Genomic DNA, 21,286 nt, shown 5'->3' with positions numbered 1-21,286 from the left:
CGGCTCATCCAGCGATTGAGATCACTTGGGAATCGATATGAGCGTTCTCAGAACAGCTTGACCAGCACCGAGGTCTCGTTGGGATGCAGTGAACCCGGGGCGTAGCCTGAGTACCGGTTGACCTGAAAGGCACCGATAGCAAGAGCTGCAGGAACAAGGTCGGTATTGACGTCGGTGTTGTCTAGGATGAGGAGGCCACCTTTCTTCAGCTTTGAAACGCCTTCCTCAACGCACTTGCGCCGCGCGATTCCGTCCACAAGAAGAATGTCAAAGACGCCGTCGCACCTGCTGATATAGCGAGCGTAGGCGTCAGCGTCCGCGACAAGTGCGACTGGCGGCTTTCCACGCGCCGTTAACGCAGCATTCAGGCGTTGGGCCCACTCAGGGTTCGATTCTACAGAGATAACTTCGATTGCCCTTTCCGCAAACCACAGCGTTGACATCCCCGCTCCGTACTCGAATACACGAGCGCCGTGGACATGCCGTTCAATTATCGGCATTGCCTTATTGACAAGCCAAGGGCGTTTGACGAGCAACCCGAACAGCAGACGGCTTAAGGTCGTTGCCGCTGCGTAACTCAGCTCCATCGGGTTGAGACAAAGAGCCCCTGACGCGGTATGAAAGCGCGATTTGCGGCTTTCATCTGCGCGATAAATGCGCTCAATGACGTTCAAAAGGGGTCTCCAGAGTTTCTGTAGAGTTTCTGTTTAGTAAGCAGTGCTTTGGCCGAATACACTAGTCGCGGTAGCGAGAAGAATCCTCACATCCAACCACAAGCTCCAATTATTAATGTACCACAGGTTCAACTCCACCCGCTTTTCCATCATCCCCACCGTCCTCGTCTCGCCCCGATACCCAGGCTTCACGGGGTGACGGAAGGCGTGATTGCTACTTTGCATGGGGTTGTTTTCGACATTTTGATTGGACGGTCGCGAAAGCGCCTGGTGCGGACCTAGTCCCATCCCGCTTTAGCTCGTTAGTGGGCTGTCGGCCGTGTAAAAGTAACCATTAGCGTCCCCAGCAGGATCCGCAGATCCAACCACACCGTCCAATTATTGATGTACCACAGATCAAACTCCACCCGCTTTTCCATCATCCCCACCGTCCTCGTCTCCCCCCGATACCCGTTCACCTGGGCCCATCCCGTAATCCCCGGTTTCACGTGATGCCGGAACGCGTAATTGCCGATGATCTGCTCGTATTCGGAGTTGTGGGCGGCGGCGTGGGGGCGGGGGCCGACCAGGGACATGTCGCCCTTCAGGACGTTGAAGAGTTGCGGCAGCTCGTCGATCGAGGTCCTCCGCAGCCATTTGCCGACCGGCGTCACGCGCGGGTCGTTCTTCGTCGCCTGGCGGATCGTCGGGCCGTCCTCCAGCACGCGCATGGTGCGGAATTTGAAGATGCGGAACGCCCGGCCGCCGAAGCCGTTGCGGGTCTGGCGGAAGAACACCGGACCTCGCGAGGTGCATTTGATCAGGAGTGCGGCGAACAGCATGATCGGCGCGAACACGATCAAGGCGAGCGAGGCCCCTAGCAGGTCAAGCGCGCGCTTGACCGCGCGCTCCTTCCAGCTGAGCGGCGCGCGGCGCAGCTCCGCCGTCCAGGCGCTGCCGCTGTGGATGAGCGGGTATTTCAGGAAGCGCGAGACGTTGGCGTCGGGCACCAGGTGCACCGGGATCGGCAGGATCTTCAGCCCGTCCAGGAGGCTGTCGATCGCGTGCTGGCGGCTCCAGTTCATCAGCAGGAACACGTGCTCGATCCGCTGCTCGCGCGCGTAAGCGATCAATTCGTCGAAGCGCGGGCCGATCGAGGACATCAGAAGCGGCGAGGCGAGCTCGCTGGTGCGGATCTCGAACAGGCGCATCAGGCGATAGCCGTGCTGGCACAGTTCCAGCATCGCCGCCGAAGTCGCCTGCAGCCCCTGCTCGGCGATCACGACCACGCGGCTGTTGGCAAACGCGCCTTCGCGCAGCGCCCGCCGCGTCCAGCGCGCCGCCACCGTCTTCCAGAGCGACAGCGCGATCAGCCCGACCAAATAGAACGAGATCGTGGTGCCGCGGGAAAACTCCTCGCTCACCTTCATCGTGAAGGCAATTGCGAGAAGCGCGGAGAAGACGCCCGTCCAGGTTGCCAGCGTGATCCGAAGCTGCCGCGGCAGGTCGGTGATCGCGGTCAGCTCGTAGCACTTCTGCACGGTAACGAGCAGCCCGAAATTGATCGCCACCAGCAGGCTGGCAGCGGCGTAGATGTCGGTCTTGCCGAGCGTCGATTGCATCAGGAGGTGATATGCTACCGTGCAGCCGACGCCGCAGACGAAGATCAGCAGCCCGTCCGCCACCGTCACCAGCCATTCCACCAACGCCGGCCGCAGCCAGCTCCGCCCGGACCATTCCGGGAGCTGGCCGTTAACTTGTGCGGGCTGAAGTGGTGGGCCTCCCGTGGGTAGTGAGGCCGGACGCGTCGCCAATATCGTCATGAAAAAATATCCGCCAGCCAAAACAAAATCGATGAAAATACTTGCTCAGCCGGGCCTCAGCGTATCAATCCAAACGGAAACGAAAACAAGGGATACCGAACAGTAACCTTACTCAATATGCTGGCATTGTATCCCATTTGCATCTCACCCCTGCGCGCCTTGCGAATATCTCGTGGAGTTTCTCATTGAGCAGCACGTCCCGGCGCTCGCGCAAAGCGACGCGGCGCAGCTATCGGCTGGCTTGGCTGGCGGTCGCTGCGCTCGCCATCGTCAGCGCCGCCTATCTGGCGTTCAAGCGCGACGACGTTGCTCCTGCGCGGAAGCCTGCGCCTGCACGCAATGAGACAAGGATCTTCCTCGACGGCCGCTTCGGTGCGCGCTTCGCCGGCGAGATGCTCGCGCAGCAGCAGGGATTGTTCGCCCAGGATGGTCATACGATCACGGTCGCGGAGAAAGCCTCCGCGGATTTTGTCGAGATGGTCGCACGCGAGCATGCCATCGGTGTGACAACCGGGCAGAAGTTCCTGCTGGCGGCCTGGCGCGGCGTGCCCGTTGTGGCATTCGCCGCCAGCTTCCTCGATACCTCCGTCGTGATCCTGACGCTCGAGAGCTCCGGCTTGCGGCGCCCGGCCGACCTCGTCGGCAAGCGGGTCGGCGTCCTCAGGGGAGGCGAGGGCGAGGTGATCTTCGACGCGATGATGGCGCAGCTCGGCCTGCCGCGAAGCCAGATCACCAAGGTCGCCGACCGCGACAATCTGGAGGCGCTGCGCGCAGGCGAGGTCGACGCCATCATCACGGACATCGGCGCGCGGCCAATGCCTACCGACACCGGGATGCCCCGCGTCAACATGATCAGGCCGCAGGAATACGCCATCCACGTGCCGGGCCAGATCTATTTTGCGAGCTCCGATCTCGTGCACGATCGCCCCTCCATCGTCGGCCAGGCATTGCGAGCCATCATCCGCGGTTGGCAGCTCGCCTATGGTGATTATGCACGCAGCGTGCCGTTGATCGTGGGATTCGATCGCGCCGGCCTGCGAGCGGACCGCGTTACCTTCGATCTTCAGCAACAGCGCGACCTCGTCTCACCGACAGGGATGCGAATCGCGGAATATGACGAAAGCCGCTGGCGAACGTTGCGTGACATTTTGATGTTCGCAAAGCTTGGCGAGGAGACGGTGCCGCTGCCGCAAGCGGTAAATTACGGCTTCGTTCGCGACGTCTACCGCCGCTCGCCCGATCTTGAAGGCCCAGGGGCGTGGCCCGGCAATCCCTGAACACCGCAACCGATGCCGATAAAGCACAGCGACGCGCGGATCGTCGTGGTCAAGTTGCGCTCGTTTCCTGGCGTTGATAAACTTAAAGCTGTTGGGGCTTTATTTTCTGCGATTTCTCGCTTCCCTGTAACCGTCGGCGACGGCGGGCTTCGGGATGCGCCGTTGGGGCAAGGGGGTTTTGATGCTCAAGACATTCGCTGGGGTTATTGGGTTGACGTTTGGCGTCGCCCTCATGGCAAGTTCGGCCACGGCCGCTGTTCAGATGCCGGCAACGGCAGCCATGCTTCGAGCAGACAATGGCGTGCAGGCCGTTACCTTCTGGGGACAACCTTATCCTCACCACTACGTGCCGTGGCGTCGTTGTCCGCGCGTCCGCGTTGAAACGCCGTACGGATGGTATTGGGATCGTGTCTGCGTAACTCCCGGCACGACAGTTCTTCGGCGCGCGTACTAGAGCACCGCACAAAGCTGGATTCACCGGCGCAGTAGCTTAAGTCGCTGCTGCCTTCTTGCGCCGTGTGTTGACGCAACTTTGTGCGGCTCTCTGTCTTCACCATGAACTATGGTGACCTTGGGCGTGGGGCTGTCTGATGCTGAAGCTTGTGTTAGCAAGTTCTCGCGCTTGGGGCTGCAAGCGCGCAGTGCGGGTTGGGCATTTTTTGAAATGAGTTTTCATTGTCTGTTTTTCCGCGCGGGGCACGCGGAAGGGGGCGCATGATGGCGCCTTTTCATTACGATCTTGCAGGCAAACGAATCTTTGTCGCAGGACACCGAGGTATGGTCGGCTCAGCGATCGTACGTCGGCTTTCAACCGAGAGTTGCACTATTCTGACGGCAGACCGAAGCACGCTCGATCTCGCCAGGGAAGAGGCGACGCTTCGCTGGTTTGAAGCAAACCGGCCTGAGGTCGTGGTGCACGCCGCCGCAAAGGTCGGGGGTATCGGCGCCAACAACAATTTCCCGGTCGACTTTCTCTGCGACAATCTCTCGGTTGAATTGAACGTGGTCCGCGCCAGTCACGCGATCGGGGTTCAGCGCCTGCTGTTCCTGGGGTCTTCATGCATCTATCCCAAGCATGCAGCGCAGCCGATCAGCGAAGACCAACTGCTGACGGGCCCGCTTGAGCCCACCAACGAGTGGTACGCGATCGCCAAGATCGCCGGTCTGAAGATGTGCCAGGCCTATCGTCGTCAATTCGGCGACGACTTCATCTCGGCCATGCCCACCAATCTCTATGGCAAGGGCGACAACTATCATCCGGATCACAGCCACGTTCCTGCGGCGCTGATCCGTCGCTTTCAAGAAGCCAAGCTTGCGGGAGCGCCGACGGTCACGGTGTGGGGCACTGGCACGCCGCTCCGCGAATTCCTCAACGTCGATGATCTGGCGGATGCCTGCGCGTTTCTCCTGAAACGGTATTCGCAGGACATGCCGATCAATGTCGGCAGCGGCGACGAACTTTCGATCGCCGACTTCGCGACCCTTGTCGCCGAAGTCGTCGGTTATCAAGGCAAGTTCGTCTTCGACGTCAGCAAGCCCGACGGCACGCCGCGCAAGCTCCTCGATAGCTCGCGCATCCGCGAACTCGGCTGGCGCCCGCAGATTTCGATGCGTGCCGGCCTCGCCGCTGCCTATGCCGATTTTCTCCGGGGATACGGCCGCAACCTCGAGCTTAGTCCAAGTGCGTCAGACTGAACGGAAGCGAGCATCTCGCTTAAGAAAACTAAAAAGACTTAACATCTTTAATTGGTCTGCATTGGAATGCGAATACTTCTGGTGGGCATCAACTACGCGCCCGATCTCGTCGGCGTCGCGAAATACAACACTGAGCTCTGCGAAAGTCTTGTGGCCGAAGGCCACGACGTCCGAGTGATCACTGCACCGCCGTACTATCCAGCGTGGCGAATTCCCCGGGGCTTCAGATCCTGGTACTTCCGGTCCAGAAAGCTGAATGGCGTGCAGGTGATCCGTACGCCAATCTACGTGCCTGCCCGCCCATCGGGAGCCAAGCGGCTCGTTCACCACGCCTCTTTTGCGTTGGCGAGCGCGATCCCTCTGGTGCGGACGGCGCTCTCGTGGCGACCCGACATCATGCTTTCGGTGGCTCCATCGCTGACATCCGCGGCTTTCGTTGCCGTCGCCGCGCGCCTGACCGGGACGAAGTCCTGGCTACATGTGCAGGACTTTGAAGTGGATGCGGCCTTTGATCTCGGCCTCCTGCAGAACCAAAGGCTCCGTCGGCTGATGCTGCGCGCGGAAGCGAGGATCCTGAAATCTTTCGACCGCGTCTCCACGATCTCACCGCAGATGTCGCGACGTCTCAAAGACAAGGGGATTCCGCCGGAGAAGGTGAGGGAGGTTCGAAACTGGATCGACACCGGCGCAATCACTCCAGGTCCGGCAACGGTCAATTTCCGGACTGAACTCAAGATCGGGGAAGACGACGTCGTCGCCCTCTACTCTGGGACGATGTCGAACAAGCAGGGGCTCGACCTCGTCGTGGAGGCGGCGTCCGCTCTCGAAGCAAGCCACCCCAACGTGCATTTTATTCTCGCCGGAGAGGGACCTCACAAGCCAAAGCTCGTGGAGATGTCGCGGGGGCGCGGCAACGTTCATTTCCTTGGCTTGCAGCCCAATGATCGTTTTGCCGCGTTGATGGCGACCGCGGATATTCACCTGATTCCGCAGCGGGCGGAGGCGGCAGATCTCGTCCTGCCCTCGAAGCTCGGAGCCATCTTCTCGTCCGGGCGGCCGGTGATCGCTATGGCGGGATCGGGCACCGGGCTGGCCGATGAAGTGGAAGGCGCCGGTTTGGTTGTCCCACCAGGTGATGCGAATGCGCTGGCCGAAGCTGTCCGAACGCTCGGCGAAGATGAACCGCTTCGAAATGTCCTCGGCAAGCAGGGCAGGACGCGCGCGCTTGAACGTTGGAACAGGGAAAGCATCATCCATCAATGGCTGAGGGAGATGCTCGCCATCGATGATGATAGCGGCAGGCCGCACAGCAGTGGTGGGACACAGCTCCAGCCGGAAGCGCTGTTGCTTCCCGTCAAGGAGCAGGTGCGCCTGACAGGCAAATAGAGCATGATCCGGAAAAGTGGAAACCGGTTTTCCCTCGCGACAAACGCGAGGCGCGTGCGCGGAGATCATGCTCAAACAAAACGATAGAGCTGGATGATGATTCGAAGAAAAATCATCACGCTCCAGGGTGGTCAAACGCTCGAGCGGTTGGATGACCAATGCGCTCGAGCAATCGCCACAAGCGGTCCCCGCTCGGCGGCCCGCGCCTTATTCGTGCCTCGCGTAGTAGCGGAAGCCGTGCTGCTTGATCAGTTCGTCCCGCTTGGCCGATTCTAGATCTTCCTGCATCATTTCCTTGACCAGCGCCTCGAACGAGGTCTTCGGCTCCCAGCCAAGCTTCTGCTTTGCCTTGGACGGGTCGCCGAGCAGGGTCGCGACTTCCGATGGCCGGAAATAGCGGGGATCCACCGAAACGATGCATTTGCCGGTCGCGTCGTCATAGCCTTTCTCGCGAACCGCGCTGCCTTCCCATCGAACCTTTATTCCGATCTCGGCGGCCGCATGGTTGACGAAATCCCTCACCGAATACTGTTTGCCGGTGGCGATCACGAAGTCTTCCGGCTTGTCCTGCTGCAGCATCATCCACTGCATCTCGACATAGTCGCGCGCATGTCCCCAGTCGCGTAGCGCGTCCAGGTTGCCGAGGTAAAGGCGGTCCTGCAGCCCGAGATGGATCCGCGCCAGCGCCCGCGTGATCTTGCGCGTCACGAATGTCTCGCCGCGGACCGGGGACTCGTGATTGAACAGGATACCGTTGCACGCATAGATTCCATAGGCTTCACGGTAGTTGACCGTGATCCAGTAGGCATAAAGCTTGGCGACGGCGTAGGGCGAACGGGGGTAAAAGGGCGTGGTCTCCTTCTGCGGGATTTCCTGCACAAGCCCATACAGTTCGGAAGTCGAGGCTTGGTAGAAGCGTGTCTTGTTCTCCAGTCCGACAATGCGGATGGCCTCGAGCAGGCGCAGCGTACCGAGGGCGTCGGAATTTGCGGTGTATTCCGGTTCCTCGAATGAAACTGCCACATGGCTCTGCGCCGCGAGATTGTAGATCTCGTCCGGCTGCACCTGGCCGACGATGCGGACCAGACTGGACGAGTCCGTCAGGTCGCCATAGTGCAAACGGAATGGCGGATCGGCCTCGTGCGGATCGAGGTAGATATGGTCAATTCTATCGGTATTGAAGAGCGAAGCGCGGCGCTTGATGCCGTGGACCTCGTATCCTTTTTGCAGGAGCAATTCTGCCAGATAGGCGCCGTCCTGACCGGTAACGCCGGTGATCAAAGCCCGTTTCTTCGTCATTGATAAAGCCCCGTACTGAAATTTCAGCCCCGTTTCATAACGCAATAACTCTGCCAGAACAGACATTCCGGCGGATCAAGTCGCGCGATCGACCAATAGGATTAATCGGGAAGTGTGTCCTTTGGAAAAAGGTACCACGTCGTGCAGCGCTCTGCCTGAAAAGGCGGCGCTGCGCGCAATGAGAATCGGCACCGATCTTTGATCGCGGCCTCAGCGATAAGCACGATATCGCCGCAGGTGACGACAGTGCTTTCAGTGGCCACGATCAGCAATATCCGTTGGGATTATTGCTCTGCCAGCGCCAATGATCTGCGCACATCGTCTCAAGCGATCTGGCCGCTTTCCATCCGATCAGTTGGGATTCGGTTTCCGTGGCGGCGTAGTAGGCATCGATGTCACCCGCCCGGCGCGGCTTGATGTCATATGGGATGGGCCGGCCACACGCCTTTTCAAAGGCGCGAACGACTTCGAATACGCTGCTGCCGGTACCCGTTCCCAGATTTACCGAGAAGCATTTGGGGGCGTCCAATGCCTTCAGCGCGGACAGGTGTCCGAGCGCCAGGTCCATGACATGGATGTAGTCGCGAACGCCCGTTCCATCAGGCGTGTCGTAGTCGGCGCCCCATATGTTCAATCGCTCGCGTCGCCCGATTGCGACCTGAGCCACGAAGGGGACCAGATTGTTGGGGACGCCCCGGGGATCCTCGCCGATCAAGCCGCTCTCGTGCGCTCCGACCGGATTGAAGTAGCGCAATATGGCGATCCCCCAGCTCGGGTCGCTGATATATTGGTCGCGGAGCATGTCTTCGATGATGAGCTTGGTCCGGCCATAGGGGTTCACGGGATTGAGGGGATGGTCCTCGGTATAGGGCAAGAATTTCGGGGTACCATAAACGGTGGCCGATGAACTGAACACGATGGTCTTGACGCCCGACCGTTGCATCGCCCGAAGCAGCCGGTGCGATCCAATGACGTTCTGATCGTAATATTCGAGCGGTTGGGCAACGGAGTCCTGAACGGATTTCAGCCCGGCAAAATGCATGACCGCCCTGCAGTTGTATTGCGTCAATACCTGCTCGATCGCGCGTTCGTCGCGAATATCGCCTTCAACGGCAATCAGCGATTTGCCGCAAATCTGCTGCACGCGCTGCAGGGCAATCGGACTGCTGTTGGAGAAGTTATCAAATACGACGACCTCTTCGCCCGCAGCCAGCAGGGCCACACAAGCATGCGAACCGATATAGCCGGCCCCACCGGTCACAAGGATCATCGTCATTCTCCGCCAGATTGGGTTCTCAAGGAGCTGTCCGCTGCGCAAACAGTCACCACAATCCAGAGTTGTTGAAAGCAAACGTGTGATGCGAGGGGTAGACAGCGGGATAGAAGCCGTGCTGTCAAGATCGATCGGAGAAAATTTGATCGAGGCCTGCTCCGGCCGACTTTGCCAGGAGGTGAGGCGGCGTCTCCAGCAAACGTGATGACAATGCTGCGACAACGCACGCGGTCGACACGAATGCCACACTATATCACAGGCGGTTCATGCCCGAGAAAGTAGCCGATTGCAACCGAGTGGCGGCGTAAACCACGCCACTGTCATCGACCGGGCGATGACAGGCGTTCGTTTTCGATGGAGAGGCCGCGGCGTACTGGATACCCCGCCTGCGCGGGGTATGACGACAGAGAGTGCGGCGCGATCTGGCCTCAGATCTTCTGATTGTACTCGCCCACTTCCGGATGCGTGCGCAGCACGCCATCCACGGTCTCGAACATGTCGCGCATGCGCTGCTCGCTGACCGGGCTTTCGACCACCACCACGAGCTCCGGCTTGTTGGAGGAGGCGCGCACCAGGCCCCAGCTGCCGTCCTCGACCGTGACGCGCACGCCGTTGACGGTGACGAGATCGCGGATCGCCTGGCCGCCGATCTTGGCGCCCTGCTTCTGCAAGCCCTCGAAGTGCTTCACCACGGCGTCGACCATCCCGTATTTGGCCTCGTCCGCGCAATGCGGCGACATCGTCGGCGACGACCAGGTCTTGGGCAACGCGTTCTTCAGGTCGGCCATCGACTTGCCGGGCGCCCGGTCGAGCATCTCGCAGATCGCGATCGCCGAGACCAGGCCGTCGTCATAGCCGCGGCCGAACGGCGTGTTGAAGAAGAAATGGCCGGACTTCTCGAAGCCGGCGAGCGCATTGAGTTCGTTGGTGCGGCGCTTCATGTAGGAGTGGCCGGTCTTCCAGTACGCGGTTTTCGCGCCTTGCTTTTGCAGGATCGGATCGGTGATGAACAGTCCGGTCGATTTCACGTCGACCACGAATTGCGCGTCCTTGTGGATCGCCGACATGTCGCGCGCCAGCATCACGCCGACCTTGTCGGCGAAGATCTCCTCGCCGGTGTTGTCGACCACGCCGCAGCGGTCGCCGTCGCCATCGAAGCCGAGGCCGACATCGGCCTTGTGCTGCAGCACCGCGTCGCGGATCGCGTGCAGCATCTCCATGTCTTCCGGGTTCGGATTGTATTTCGGAAAGGTATGGTCGAGCTCGGTGTCGAGCGGGATCACCTCGCAGCCGATCGCGTCCAGGACCTGCGGCGCGAACGCGCCGGCGGTGCCGTTGCCGCAGGCGGCGACCACCTTGAGCTTGCGTTTCAGCTTCGCCCGGTTGGTGAGGTCGGCGATGTAGCGCGCCGGATAATTCTCGTGGAATTGATACGCGCCGCCGGCCTTGTTGCCAAAGCTCGCGCCGAGCACGATCTCCTTGAGCCGCGTCATCTCGTCGGGCCCGAAGGTGAGCGGGCGGTTGGCGCCCATCTTGACCCCGGTCCAGCCATTGTCGTTGTGGGAGGCCGTGACCATCGCGACGCAGGGCACGTCGAGATCGAACTGCGCGAAATAGGCCATCGGCGTCACCGCGAGCCCGATGTCGTGCACCTTGCAGCCTGCGGCCATCAGGCCGGAGATCAACGCATATTTGATCGAGGCGGAATAGCCGCGGAAATCATGCCCGGTGACGATCTCCTGCTTGACGCCGAGTTCCGCGATCAGCGCGCCGAGCCCCATGCCCAGCGCCTGCACGCCCATCAAGTTGATTTCCTTGCCGAACAGCCAGCGCGCGTCATATTCGCGAAACCCGGTCGGCTTCACCATCGGTTCGGATTCGAAAGCATAGGTGTTCGGGAGGAGCACCGGTTTTGGTGTTGGAAACATGCAGTCGTCTTTCTAAGAGACAGTCACTTATTCGGGAGATCGAATCGGGACAGCATCATCGCGATCGCACGACGCTGGGCGCGACGGACGCGGTTCTTCTCATCACGGAAACAAAAACAGCCCAGCTAGACGGCCGCACCCGTTGTGCCGACGCCCACGCCGACATCGAACAAATCGCGCCGATCCGATAGCGCCAGGCTGCGCAATTCGCCGAGCGTGCCGCGCGCGGCCGAACAATGGCTGCATCTGACAATCGCGGAGGGCGGGGCGAGCTCACCGTCGTCAATCACCACGCCGATGCTGTCGCATTCAATGCATACGAGCTGAAAACTCATTTTCGAAATTCAATCCACCGGACGCTGCAAACTATCGACGGAGCAAGCCTCATGCCAGCAATGCATCGCCGTGCCGCCGAGGTTATTCGGACGATGGTGGCATTTCAATGTGACGTTTGTTTTAACCCTAAGCGCTCAGCGCAAACGCTCCGCGTTTGTCGCTAAGGCTGCAGCGCGGACGGAGGCTCCTGCGCGCCGTCAGGGCGTATTCCCTTGAACCGGTTGAGCGGGCCGCGCAGCAGGAATTCCGCCAAATGGGCGACGGCAATCCCGGAGAGCCCGCCGCCAGCCTTGAGCAGCGCGTCGATGAGGCGGCCGTGCCTGTCCGGCGTCAGCAGTTGCAGGGCTTCCAGCGCGAACGCGCTGCCGATGACGACTGCGATGATCATGAGCAGCCGGTTGGGATAGGCCCGCATGAATGCAAACCCCATCAGCGCGAACGCTGCGAAGTGTTCGAGCTGGGGACCTGCGACGACAGGACGGTCTTGAAGCGGGGAAAGCGTCGCGAAGGCAATGAAGGCCAGCACCAGCCAGGCGGCGCCCAGGGACAATCGTTGATTCATAGGTTGTTGCTAAGCAAAAACGGGGCCGAGCTCAACCCACGCAGGATCGCCGCCGCACGCATGGCAGCGCTACCAGCCGATATCGTTAACCCGGCGGCTGTTCAGCCGGTCCAAATCTGCTATCAAGCCGCAGAAATGAACAAAAAGTAACATGACACCGTTCATCTGTTCATAACCCGTTCACCCCGGTGGGTCTCATCTTATTAGCTGTGTTGCGACCTCACCATCGGAGGCCAAATTGCGCCTACTCGTCGTTGAGGATGATCCGGATCTCAATCGCCAGCTGACGACGGCGCTGACGGATGCCGGTTATGTGGTCGATCGCGCTTACGACGGTGAGGAGGGGCACTATCTCGGCGACAGCGAGCCCTACGACGCCGTCGTCCTCGACATCGGCCTGCCGAAGATGGACGGCATCTCGGTGCTCGAAGCCTGGCGACGCAACGGCCGTGTCATGCCGGTCTTGATCCTGACCGCGCGAGACCGCTGGAGCGACAAGGTGCAAGGCTTCGACGCCGGCGCCGACGACTACGTCGCAAAGCCCTTTCACATGGAAGAGATCCTGGCGCGGATCCGCGCGCTGCTGCGCCGCTCCACCGGCCACGCCCAGTCCGAATTGAGCTGCGGTCCGGTGACACTGGATACCCGCACCGGCCGTGTCAGCGTCTCCGGCAACCCGGTGAAGATGACCTCGCACGAATACCGATTGCTGGCCTATCTGATGCATCACACCGGGCGCGTGGTGTCGCGCACCGAGCTGGTCGAGCATCTCTACGACCAGGACTTCGACCGCGACTCCAACACCATCGAGGTGTTCGTCGGACGCATCCGCAAGAAACTCGATGTCGACATCATCCAGACCGTCCGCGGCCTCGGCTATCTCCTGACGCCGCCGCCGAACGGCGCGTAACCGCCCCGGCGCCGCTGGTCGCCGGGCTTACTTTTTGACCGGAGCATGATCTTATCCGAGAACCGGTGCCCACCCCGCATCAAGCGCGGGGCAAGCCTTTTCGGGATCATGCCCTGATGCGTGGAAGCTCGCTCGCCACCCGCCTGTTCTTGTCGGCGACCGCATGGCTGGTGGTGATCCTGGCGATCACCGGCGTCATCCTGTCCTCGGTGTATCGTGATGCGACAGAGCGCGCCTTCGACCGCCGCCTCAACCTTTATCTCCGCACCCTGATCGCCGAGGTCGCCACGCCTGACGAGCCCGCGGACCACCAGTTCCAGCTCGGCGAACCGCTGTTCGAACTGCCGCTGTCCGGCTGGTACTGGCAGATCCTGCGCACCGACGTGGAAAAGGGCGAGACGCGCGCCTCGCGGTCGCTGTGGGACAAGAAACTGCCGAAACTGGAGGATCAGGGCTTTGAGCTGACCGCCGCCGGCATCCGCATCGGCTATGTCGATGGCCCCGAGGGACAGACGCTGCGCATGGTCGAGCGTCCGGTCGATCTTGGCAGCGACGGCAGGTTCCTGGTCAGCGTCGCCGGCGACGCCAGCGAGATCTTCGATGAGACGCGCGCCTTCGACTACTACCTCGGCGGCACCTTCACCGCGCTCGGCATCGTGCTGTTGCTGACCACGATCTTCCAGGTCCGTTTCGGCCTGGCGCCGCTCAAGCGCATTTCGGAGGCGATCGCCGATATCCGCTCCGGCCGGGCGGAGCGCCTCGAAGGCAAGTTTCCGGTGGAGATCGCGCCGCTCGCCCGCGAGACCAACGCGCTGATCGACGCCAACCGCGAGATCGTCGAGCGCGCACGCACCCATGTCGGTAATCTCGCCCACGCGGTCAAGACGCCCTTGTCGGTGATCGTCAACGAGGCCGCGACGCATACCGCCGATCCCTTTGCCGCCAAGGTGCTGGAGCAGGCCGAGGTGATGCGCGACCAGGTTGCGCATCATCTGGAGCGCGCCCGCATCGCCGCGCGCGTCACCATCGTAGCCACGGTCAGCGAAGTCGCGCCGGTGCTTGAGGCGTTGCGGCGAACCATGGAAAAGATCCATCGCGACCGCGACATCACCATCGAGCTGAAGGCCGACTCATCGGCGAAATTCCGCGGCGAGCGCCAGGACCTCGAGGAGATGGCCGGCAACCTCGTCGACAACGCCTGTAAGTGGGCGGCTTCTCAGGTCTTCATCGAGGTCGTGGTCGAGCCGCCGGTGGAGCCGGGCGCCGGGCCGCGGCTGCACATCATCGTCGATGACGACGGGCGCGGACTGTCGGCCGCCGAGCGGGCGCAGGTGTCGCGGCGCGGCCAGCGGCTTGATGAAACCAAGCCGGGCTCGGGCCTCGGGCTTTCGATCGTCACCGATCTCGCCGGCCTCTATGGCGGCAGCCTGTCGCTCCGCAATGCGCCGATCGGCGGCTTGCGGGCAGAACTGGAATTGCCGGGAGTTTGAAGACCGAGGGTTGCAGCTTCACTTGATCTTGTTGATCCGCCGCAAATCGGCGTCGATGCGCGACTGCCAGCCGGGACCTTTGGCCTTGTAAGCTTCGATTACCTGCGGTGAGAGGCGGAGCGAGACAAGCTTTTTCGTCGGCGCCTTGTTCGGCCCGCGGCCCTTGCGAATCGATGCCGCGAGCTTCGGAAACACTTCCGCAAAGGGCCGTGCCTTCGCAAAATCCTCCTTTGTCCATTCCGGATTGTCGCTGACTTCGCGCAAATCGCGCGCACTGTAACCCTTATGGCCCTTCCTTGCTTTCGGCATAGAGCTTCCTTTCCTGTCTGCTCGCGGGGCGCATGCTGATCACGCTGATGGCCTCGGCGCCGAGCGCGAAAAAGACGACTGCGATGACGCCATGGGGACTCATGCCGATGCCTCTCCAGCGTCGGCTGTGTGTTGGGCGAACCAGGGCATTATCAAAGAAAGTCTCGTCGAGATCGGCGAAATCCAGCCTGTGCTTGACAAGATTGGCCTGCCGCTTCGGCTCGTCCCACACGATCATTATCGAATTATCTCGTAGATACAATATGGCATGTTGTCAATGTGAACGTGACGGACGAGAAGCCAACATCACCATCGGAATGGCCTCGCGCATCATTCCTAAACGCCTTCTTAACGCGCGCCCGCCTATCATGCCGAGCCGACGTGTTCCTGCGTCGCCATCACGAGCATTCAATCACCCCAGGCCAATGAGCCAGACACCAATCGAGCGGCTGAGGGAATATCTCGCGCAGCTTCCGCCGCAATCGCAGGCGCTGCTGATGCGGGAGTTCGAGCGCGCGGTGGAGCGCGGCGAGGATGTCAGCGTCGCCACCCTCGTGCTCGAGCAGTTGCGCAAGATCGTGCGCCGGGCCGAGGAGGACGAGACGCGCCCCCGCGGCGACGATCCTGCGCGCCTGTTGTTCCATCCGCTCGAGCCGTTCCTGGCCGAAGGCAATTTCCCGATCCGGCCGGGACAGGTCCGCCGCGCCTCGCTGCTGCCGATATGGCAGTGGCTCCGCCGGGAGGGCGCGCCTGAAGCGACCCGCGAATTCGAGGCCGTGCTGGCGAAGGCGCACGACAGCGGCGCAACTGCGGCGGCCGAGGCCGCGGCCCGCAAATATCAGCCCGCCGCGGCGGAGGCGATCGTCAAGATCGCGACTCCGGTGCCGGGCGACGACAAGCAGCGTGCGCTGTCGCGCGTCGGCCCGCCCAATATCGTCGAAGATCTCGTGTCGGTCGGGCTTGTGCTGCGCGCGCGCGAGGCGCTGGAGACGCTCGGCAGCCGGCTTCCCAGCCAGCTCCGGGCGTTCGGCGACACCCAGATCTCCGCTGTCACCGCCGCGCTCAACGTCCCCTCGCTGCAGACGCCGCAATTGCTTCCTTTTGCGCTGTCGGTGGTGATGCAGCGTCTGGTCGCGCCCTGGCAGATCATCCGCCTCGCAATCAAGATGGCGGCTTCCGACGACGAGATCCGCGTCGCCGCCACGCCATATGGCGTCGCCGTCACGATCGCTTTGCACGATCTGTCCTATCTCGCGGCCTGCCTGCGCAGCGATATCCGGCGCGGCCATCTCGACAACGTCGGGGATCAACTGAAGACGCTGCACGATGGTGTGCGCGGCCTGCGCACGGAGCTCGACCTGCGCAATGATTCCTCCTGGGGCAAGCAATTGGCCTCGATCCGGGCCGACATTTCCAACTCGCTGCAATCGGAGATCGACAGCGTTCCCGGCCGGGTCCGCCGCATCCTGCGTCAGCGCGCGGACAAGGATATTTCCGCTGCCGCCCGGATCGACCCCACCGAAGTCGAGGAGGTTGCCGCCCTCATTGATTTCGTTGCGGTGTGCCGCACCCATGCGAGCGAGCTTGCGATCAACGAGGTGACGCTACGCACCTATTCCGACCTGCAGCAATATGTCGAGCAGTCCACAGAGGCGCTGGTGCAGTCCTTGCGCGCCGGCGACCACAGGGTGCGCGGCTATCGACAGCAGCAGGCGAGCGCGGCGATCCGGTTCTGCGAGGTCTTGTTCGGCCACGACTACGCTTCGCTGATGAACCGCGCTGCGGAAAACGCGATGACCGGCGAGCGCAAGTCCTCCCGCGCCGGCTGATCCTCATTTTGACGGTTTTCCTTCCGCGAACCGATATCCGGAGCACGTATATGCGGTTGCTTCCGCAAGTTCTTCCTCCGGATCGTTACGGAGGGCGGTTCCGATCCAGCAATTGTCAATTGCTCCGCTTCCCGCCGGTAGTGTAAAGCGGCACACAGGCACCAGCTTTCGGTGCCGTTCGTCCGGGAACTCGTTGATGACACTGTGGTTTGTGTTCGCGCTGATGACGGTCGCGGCGATCTTCGCCGTGCTTTGGCCGCTTGGTCGCGCGACGCCTGCGACATCCGGTGGCAGCGAGGCCAGTGTCTACAAGGATCAACTCGCCGAGATCGAGCGCGATCGCGCCTCGGGCATGATCGGGGCATCGGAAGCCGAAGCGGCGCGGGTCGAGATCGGCCGACGCTTGCTCGCCGCCGCGGACGGTGAAGCTGCGACGGCGCCGAAAGCCAACCTGCCGCTGCGGCGCTCGGCCACCGTGGCGGCGCTGGTGGGATTGCCGGTGATGGCGGCGGCGTTCTATCTCGCACTGGGCTCTCCGCAGCTCAGCGATTTTCCGCTCGCCGCGCGCAGCCGCATGGCAGACGTCAATCAGCCGCTCGCCAACCTGGTCGCGCAGGTGGAAGCGCATCTTGAGAAGAACCCAACCGATGGCCGCGGCTGGAACGTGCTGGCGCCGGTGCTCTCCAGGCTCGGCCGTTATGACGACGCGGTGCGCGCCTATCGCAATTCGATCACCTATAGCGGCGATAGTTCGGAGCGCCGCGCCGATCTTGGCGAAGCGCTGACCGGCGTCGCCGGCGGCGTCGTCACCGCGGAGGCCAAGGCCGAATTCGAGCGCGCCGTGGCGCAAAACGCCGACGATCCCAAGGCGAACTACTTCCTTGGGCTCGCCGCCGAGCAGGATGGCCGCAAGGCCGACGCCGCCTCGATCTGGCGCGCGATGCTTGCCAAGGCGCCGGCGGATGCGCCGTGGCGATCGCTGGTACAGGCCTCGCTGGTCCGGGTCGGCGGCGCTCCTGCCGCGCCCGCGCTGTCAGACGAGACCATGGCCGCGGCCAAGGACATGAGTGCGGACGACCGCTCTGCAATGATCCGCGGCATGGTCGACCGGCTCGCCACGCGCCTGAAGCAGGACGGCAGCGATGTCGAGGGATGGCTGCGGCTGGTGCGCGCCTATATGGTGATGGGCGAGCGCGACAAGGCGGTTGCCGCGCTCAACGATGCCCGCCAGGCGGTTGCCAATGACGCCGAACGCTTGCGCCAGCTCAATGAAGGCCTGAAGAATCTCGGGCTGGATGGATGACATGCGCATAGACAGGACCATAGGGAACCATGACGCGTAAGCAGCGGCGTTTGGTGATGATCGGCGGCTCGCTGGCGGTGCTCGCTGTGGCGGCCGCGCTGGTGCTCAGCGCCTTGCGCGATTCCATCGTGTTCTTCTCCACGCCCTCGATGGTCGCCGAAAAGCATATTGCCGCCGGGAAGCGGTTCCGCCTCGGCGGGTTGGTGCAGCCCGGCTCGCTCAAGCGCGGCGACAACCTCGCGGTGACCTTTGAGGTCGCCGACGGCAGCGCCACGCTGCCGGTCGCCTACAAGGGAATCCTGCCGGACCTGTTCCGCGAAGGGCAGGGCGTCGTCGCCGAGGGGACGCTGGATCAATCCGGCGTGTTCCGCGCCGACACCGTGCTCGCAAAGCATGACGAGACCTACATGCCCAAGGACGTCGCCGATGCCCTGAAGAAGCAGGGCCACTGGAAGGACGATTACAGCAAGCCCAGCGCCTCGGCCGAGCCGCAGCCGGTGCAGGGGGCGATGCGTTGATCGCGGAAGCCGGACATTACGCGCTGGTGCTGGCGCTTGGGCTGGCGCTGATCCAGTCGGTCGTGCCGATGCTTGGCGCGCGCTGGCATGATGTCGCGCTGATGAACGTCGCGCGCTCCACCGCGCTCGCGCAGCTGTTGTTCGTGGGCGCCTCGTTCGTTGCACTGGTGACGCTGCACGTGACCTCGGATTTCTCCGTCGTCAACGTGTTCGAGAACTCGCACTCGATGAAGCCTCTGATCTACAAGATCACCGGCGTCTGGGGGAACCACGAGGGATCGATGCTGCTCTGGGTGTCGATCCTGGCGCTGTTCGGCGGCCTCGTCGCCGCGTTCGGCAACAACCTGCCGCTGACGCTGCGCGCGCATGTGCTGGCGGTGCAGGCCTGGATCGCAACCGCCTTCTATCTCTTCATCCTGCTCACCTCGAATCCGTTCCTGCGCATCGCCAATCCGCCGATCGAGGGCAGGGATTTGAACCCGGTGTTGCAGGACATCGGCCTCGCCGTGCACCCGCCGATGCTCTATCTCGGCTATGTCGGCTTCTCGATTTCGTTCTCCTTCGCGGTCGCAGCCCTTATCGAGGGCCGCATCGATGCTGCCTGGGCGCGCTGGGTCCGGCCATGGACGCTGCTGGCCTGGATCTTCCTTACGCTCGGCATCGCGATGGGATCGTACTGGGCGTATTACGAGCTCGGCTGGGGCGGCTGGTGGTTCTGGGACCCGGTCGAGAACGCCTCGCTGATGCCCTGGCTTGCCGGCACGGCGCTGTTGCATTCGGCTGTCGTGATGGAGAAGCGCAACGCGCTGAAGGTCTGGACCATCCTGCTGTCGATCCTGACCTTCTCACTGTCCTTGCTCGGCACCTTCCTGGTCCGCTCCGGCGTCCTGACCTCGGTGCACGCTTTCGCGACCGATCCGGCGCGTGGCGTGTTCATCCTGTTGATCCTCTGCGTCTTTATCGGCGGCAGCCTGTCGCTCTATGCGGCCCGGGCCGCATCGTTGAAGCAGGGCGGGCTGTTCGCGCCGATCTCGCGCGAGGGGGCGCTGGTGCTCAACAACCTGTTCCTGACCACGGCCTGCGCGACCGTGTTCATCGGCACGCTCTATCCGCTGGCGCTGGAGGTTCTGACCGGCGACAAGATCTCGGTCGGCGCGCCGTTCTTCAACCTGACCTTTGCGCCGCTGTTCGTGCCGTTGATGATCGCCGTGCCGTTCGGCCCCTTGCTGGCCTGGAAGCGAGGCGACCTGCTCGGCGCCGCCCAGCGCCTGACCGCGGCCGGCATCGTAGCGCTGATCGCGATCGCGGTGCTGTGGGCCTGGACGTATGGCGGCAGCAGCCTTGCGCCGCTCGCGATCGGGCTTGCGGTCTTCGTCGTCGCCGGCGCGCTCACCGACCTCGCCGAGCGCATCGGGCTATTCCGGCTTCCGTTCGGCACGTCCTTGCAGCGGGCGCGGGGCCTGCCGCGCGCGGCCTGGGGCACCGCGTTCGCCCATGCCGGCGTCGGTATCGCCCTGATCGGGATCGTCTGCGAGACCACCTGGAACAGCGAATATATCGGCACCATGAAGCCAGGCGAGTCCGCGCAAGTCGCCGGCTATGAATTGAAGCTCGACGATATCGGCCAGCGTCAGGGACCGAATTTCCGCGAGCTGGTGGCGAGGTTCACGGTCGGGCTCGACGGCAGGACGCTCAGCGTCATGACCCCGTCGAAGCGCAATTTCACCACGCGCGGCGCGTCCACCACCGAAGCCGCGCTGCTGACGCGCGGTGCGAGTCAGCTCTATATCTCGCTCGGCGATATCGCCGCCGATGGTGGCGTCGCGGTGCGAATCTACCACAAGCCCATGGTGCTCCTGATCTGGTTCGGCCCGGTGCTGATGGCCTTTGGCGGCCTGTTGTCGCTATCGGACCGGCGCCTGCGCGTAGGCGCGCCGAAGCCGGCCAAGGCCGCGCGCGCATTGCAGGCGGCGGAGTGATGCGAAGGGCGCTTGCCGCTTGGGCGCTGCTGGTCGCCGTGTCGCTTGGCGCACCGGCTTTCGCCGTGCAGCCCGACGAGATCATGGCTGATCCCGCCAAGGAAGCGCGGGCGCGGGAGCTCTCGCGCGAGCTGCGCTGCATGGTGTGCCAGAACCAGTCGATCGACGATTCCGAGGCGCCGTTGGCGCGCGACCTCCGCATCCTGGTCCGCGAGCGGATCGCGGCCGGCGACAGCGACCGGCAGGTGATCGATTTCCTGGTGGCGCGCTACGGCGAATTCGTGCTGCTGAAGCCGCGCTTCAATCCGCATACGCTGCTGCTCTGGTTGGTGCCGCCGCTGGTGCTGGTCGGAGGCGGCGTGGCGCTTTGGCGGTTCGGCCGCCGCCGGCCAGCCGCCTCTGTGGCGGCCGGCACCAGCGCCCATCTCACCCCCGAGGAGGAGAGCCGGTTGGCTGGGTTGATGTCGGAGGACGTGCCGGAGGAAAGGCGCAGCTAGAGCATTTCCGGTTCTGATTGAATCAGAACCGAAAGCTCTAGATCCTTGTTCTGACGCGTTTTCTTCACGCCACCCGTTACCGCTCCGACCTACGTACTGTTACGTAAGTCCATGCCCGCCGGCATCCGCCGCGGCATTCATCCAATCTTGACCTTTTGTGTGGAACTTTGCCTCGCCCTTCCTCCAGAGCATGATCCGGAAAAGTGGGTACCGGTTGTC

Annotated in this window: 20 protein-coding genes; 10 read left to right on the top strand and 10 right to left on the bottom strand. The window is 62.6% G+C overall.

The features are described 5' to 3' along the window. Positions 1-47: 47 nt before the first annotated feature. Genes K288_RS0122055 through K288_RS46190 form a run of 3 tightly spaced genes read right to left on the bottom strand, consistent with a single transcriptional unit; the run spans position 48 to position 2,476 of the window. On the bottom strand, positions 48-674 hold the full coding sequence (locus K288_RS0122055) for a hypothetical protein (protein WP_152535621.1): 627 nt from the start codon (positions 672-674) through the stop codon (positions 48-50). A 33-nt stretch (positions 675-707) separates the two neighbouring features. Beyond that, positions 708-962: a sugar transferase gene (locus K288_RS0122050; protein ID WP_084799679.1), complete on the bottom strand. Its 255-nt coding sequence runs from the start codon at positions 960-962 to the stop codon at positions 708-710. Between the two features lie 14 nt (positions 963-976). Continuing rightward, positions 977-2,476, bottom strand: a complete 1,500-nt coding sequence (locus tag K288_RS46190; RefSeq protein WP_084799688.1) for an undecaprenyl-phosphate glucose phosphotransferase — start codon at positions 2,474-2,476, stop codon at positions 977-979. Positions 2,477-2,661: 185 nt separating this feature from the next. Between K288_RS46190 and K288_RS0122040 the strand changes: the two genes are divergently transcribed. The 3 genes from K288_RS0122040 (at position 2,662) to K288_RS0122030 (ending at position 6,834) form a co-directional block, all read left to right on the top strand. After that, positions 2,662-3,753 carry an ABC transporter substrate-binding protein gene (locus K288_RS0122040; protein WP_027581518.1) on the top strand — a complete coding sequence of 364 codons (1,092 nt, stop codon included), beginning with the start codon at positions 2,662-2,664 and terminating at the stop codon, positions 3,751-3,753. A gap of 717 nt (positions 3,754-4,470) precedes the next feature. Continuing rightward, positions 4,471-5,448, top strand: coding sequence for a GDP-L-fucose synthase (locus K288_RS0122035; protein WP_084799686.1), 978 nt, complete (start codon positions 4,471-4,473; stop codon positions 5,446-5,448). Positions 5,449-5,514: 66 nt separating this feature from the next. Further along, positions 5,515-6,834: a WcaI family glycosyltransferase gene (locus tag K288_RS0122030; RefSeq protein ID WP_027581516.1), complete on the top strand. Its 1,320-nt coding sequence runs from the start codon at positions 5,515-5,517 to the stop codon at positions 6,832-6,834. Between the two features lie 207 nt (positions 6,835-7,041). On the opposite strand, the gene gmd is transcribed toward K288_RS0122030, so the two are convergent. The 5 genes from gmd to K288_RS46185 all read right to left on the bottom strand — a co-directional run bounded on the left by gmd (position 7,042) and on the right by K288_RS46185 (position 12,220). Then, positions 7,042-8,133 (bottom strand): GDP-mannose 4,6-dehydratase, encoded by a 1,092-nt coding sequence (gene gmd / locus K288_RS0122025; RefSeq protein ID WP_027581515.1) that lies wholly within the window; start codon positions 8,131-8,133, stop codon positions 7,042-7,044. Positions 8,134-8,398: 265 nt separating this feature from the next. Continuing rightward, on the bottom strand, positions 8,399-9,409 hold the full coding sequence (gene galE, locus K288_RS0122015; RefSeq protein ID WP_201449709.1) for a UDP-glucose 4-epimerase GalE: 1,011 nt from the start codon (positions 9,407-9,409) through the stop codon (positions 8,399-8,401). Positions 9,410-9,834: 425 nt separating this feature from the next. Continuing rightward, complete coding sequence (locus K288_RS0122010) at positions 9,835-11,334, bottom strand: phosphomannomutase/phosphoglucomutase (protein ID WP_027581513.1); 1,500 nt, start codon at positions 11,332-11,334, stop codon at positions 9,835-9,837. Between the two features lie 125 nt (positions 11,335-11,459). Next, positions 11,460-11,669, bottom strand: a complete 210-nt coding sequence (locus K288_RS0122005) for a hypothetical protein (RefSeq protein ID WP_027581512.1) — start codon at positions 11,667-11,669, stop codon at positions 11,460-11,462. Positions 11,670-11,830: 161 nt separating this feature from the next. Further along, on the bottom strand, positions 11,831-12,220 hold the full coding sequence (locus tag K288_RS46185) for a VanZ family protein (RefSeq protein WP_201449707.1): 390 nt from the start codon (positions 12,218-12,220) through the stop codon (positions 11,831-11,833). Positions 12,221-12,470: 250 nt separating this feature from the next. Between K288_RS46185 and K288_RS0121995 the strand changes: the two genes are divergently transcribed. Together K288_RS0121995 and K288_RS0121990 are read left to right on the top strand one after the other, a co-directional pair. Continuing rightward, positions 12,471-13,142 carry a response regulator transcription factor gene (locus tag K288_RS0121995; protein ID WP_027581511.1) on the top strand — a complete coding sequence of 224 codons (672 nt, stop codon included), beginning with the start codon at positions 12,471-12,473 and terminating at the stop codon, positions 13,140-13,142. Between the two features lie 116 nt (positions 13,143-13,258). Further along, positions 13,259-14,632: a sensor histidine kinase gene (locus K288_RS0121990; protein ID WP_027581510.1), complete on the top strand. Its 1,374-nt coding sequence runs from the start codon at positions 13,259-13,261 to the stop codon at positions 14,630-14,632. An 18-nt stretch (positions 14,633-14,650) separates the two neighbouring features. Here the strand turns inward: K288_RS0121990 and K288_RS0121985 are convergent, their stop codons facing one another. After that, positions 14,651-14,941, bottom strand: a complete 291-nt coding sequence (locus K288_RS0121985) for a BrnA antitoxin family protein (RefSeq protein WP_027581509.1) — start codon at positions 14,939-14,941, stop codon at positions 14,651-14,653. Further along, positions 14,916-15,179, bottom strand: coding sequence for a BrnT family toxin (locus K288_RS0121980; RefSeq protein ID WP_084799678.1), 264 nt, complete (start codon positions 15,177-15,179; stop codon positions 14,916-14,918). The genes K288_RS0121985 and K288_RS0121980 overlap by 26 nt, the downstream gene beginning before the upstream one ends. A 187-nt stretch (positions 15,180-15,366) precedes the next feature. Here K288_RS0121980 and K288_RS0121975 point away from each other — a divergent pair, with 187 nt between their 5' ends. From K288_RS0121975 to K288_RS0121955, 5 genes are all read left to right on the top strand, one after another. Continuing rightward, positions 15,367-16,770, top strand: a complete 1,404-nt coding sequence (locus K288_RS0121975) for a hypothetical protein (RefSeq protein ID WP_027581507.1) — start codon at positions 15,367-15,369, stop codon at positions 16,768-16,770. 196 nt (positions 16,771-16,966) lie between these two features. Further along, a complete protein-coding gene (gene ccmI / locus K288_RS0121970; RefSeq protein WP_027581506.1) occupies positions 16,967-18,073 on the top strand; it encodes a c-type cytochrome biogenesis protein CcmI in 1,107 nt (368 codons plus the stop codon). Between the two features lie 29 nt (positions 18,074-18,102). Further along, positions 18,103-18,591, top strand: coding sequence for a cytochrome c maturation protein CcmE (ccmE, locus tag K288_RS0121965; RefSeq protein ID WP_027581505.1), 489 nt, complete (start codon positions 18,103-18,105; stop codon positions 18,589-18,591). Further along, a complete protein-coding gene (locus tag K288_RS0121960) occupies positions 18,588-20,570 on the top strand; it encodes a heme lyase CcmF/NrfE family subunit (protein WP_027581504.1) in 1,983 nt (660 codons plus the stop codon). The genes ccmE and K288_RS0121960 overlap by 4 nt, the downstream gene beginning before the upstream one ends. Next, positions 20,570-21,067, top strand: a complete 498-nt coding sequence (locus K288_RS0121955) for a cytochrome c-type biogenesis protein (RefSeq protein WP_027581503.1) — start codon at positions 20,570-20,572, stop codon at positions 21,065-21,067. Before K288_RS0121960 ends, K288_RS0121955 begins: the two co-directional genes overlap by 1 nt. The last annotated feature ends 219 nt before the right edge of the window (positions 21,068-21,286 follow it).

Source organism: Bradyrhizobium sp. Ai1a-2 (assembly GCF_000426245.1).
Taxonomy (GTDB): domain Bacteria; phylum Pseudomonadota; class Alphaproteobacteria; order Rhizobiales; family Xanthobacteraceae; genus Bradyrhizobium.
The sequence above is the reverse complement of the archived record's forward strand: the minus strand, read 5'-3'. Positions and strand labels throughout refer to the sequence as shown.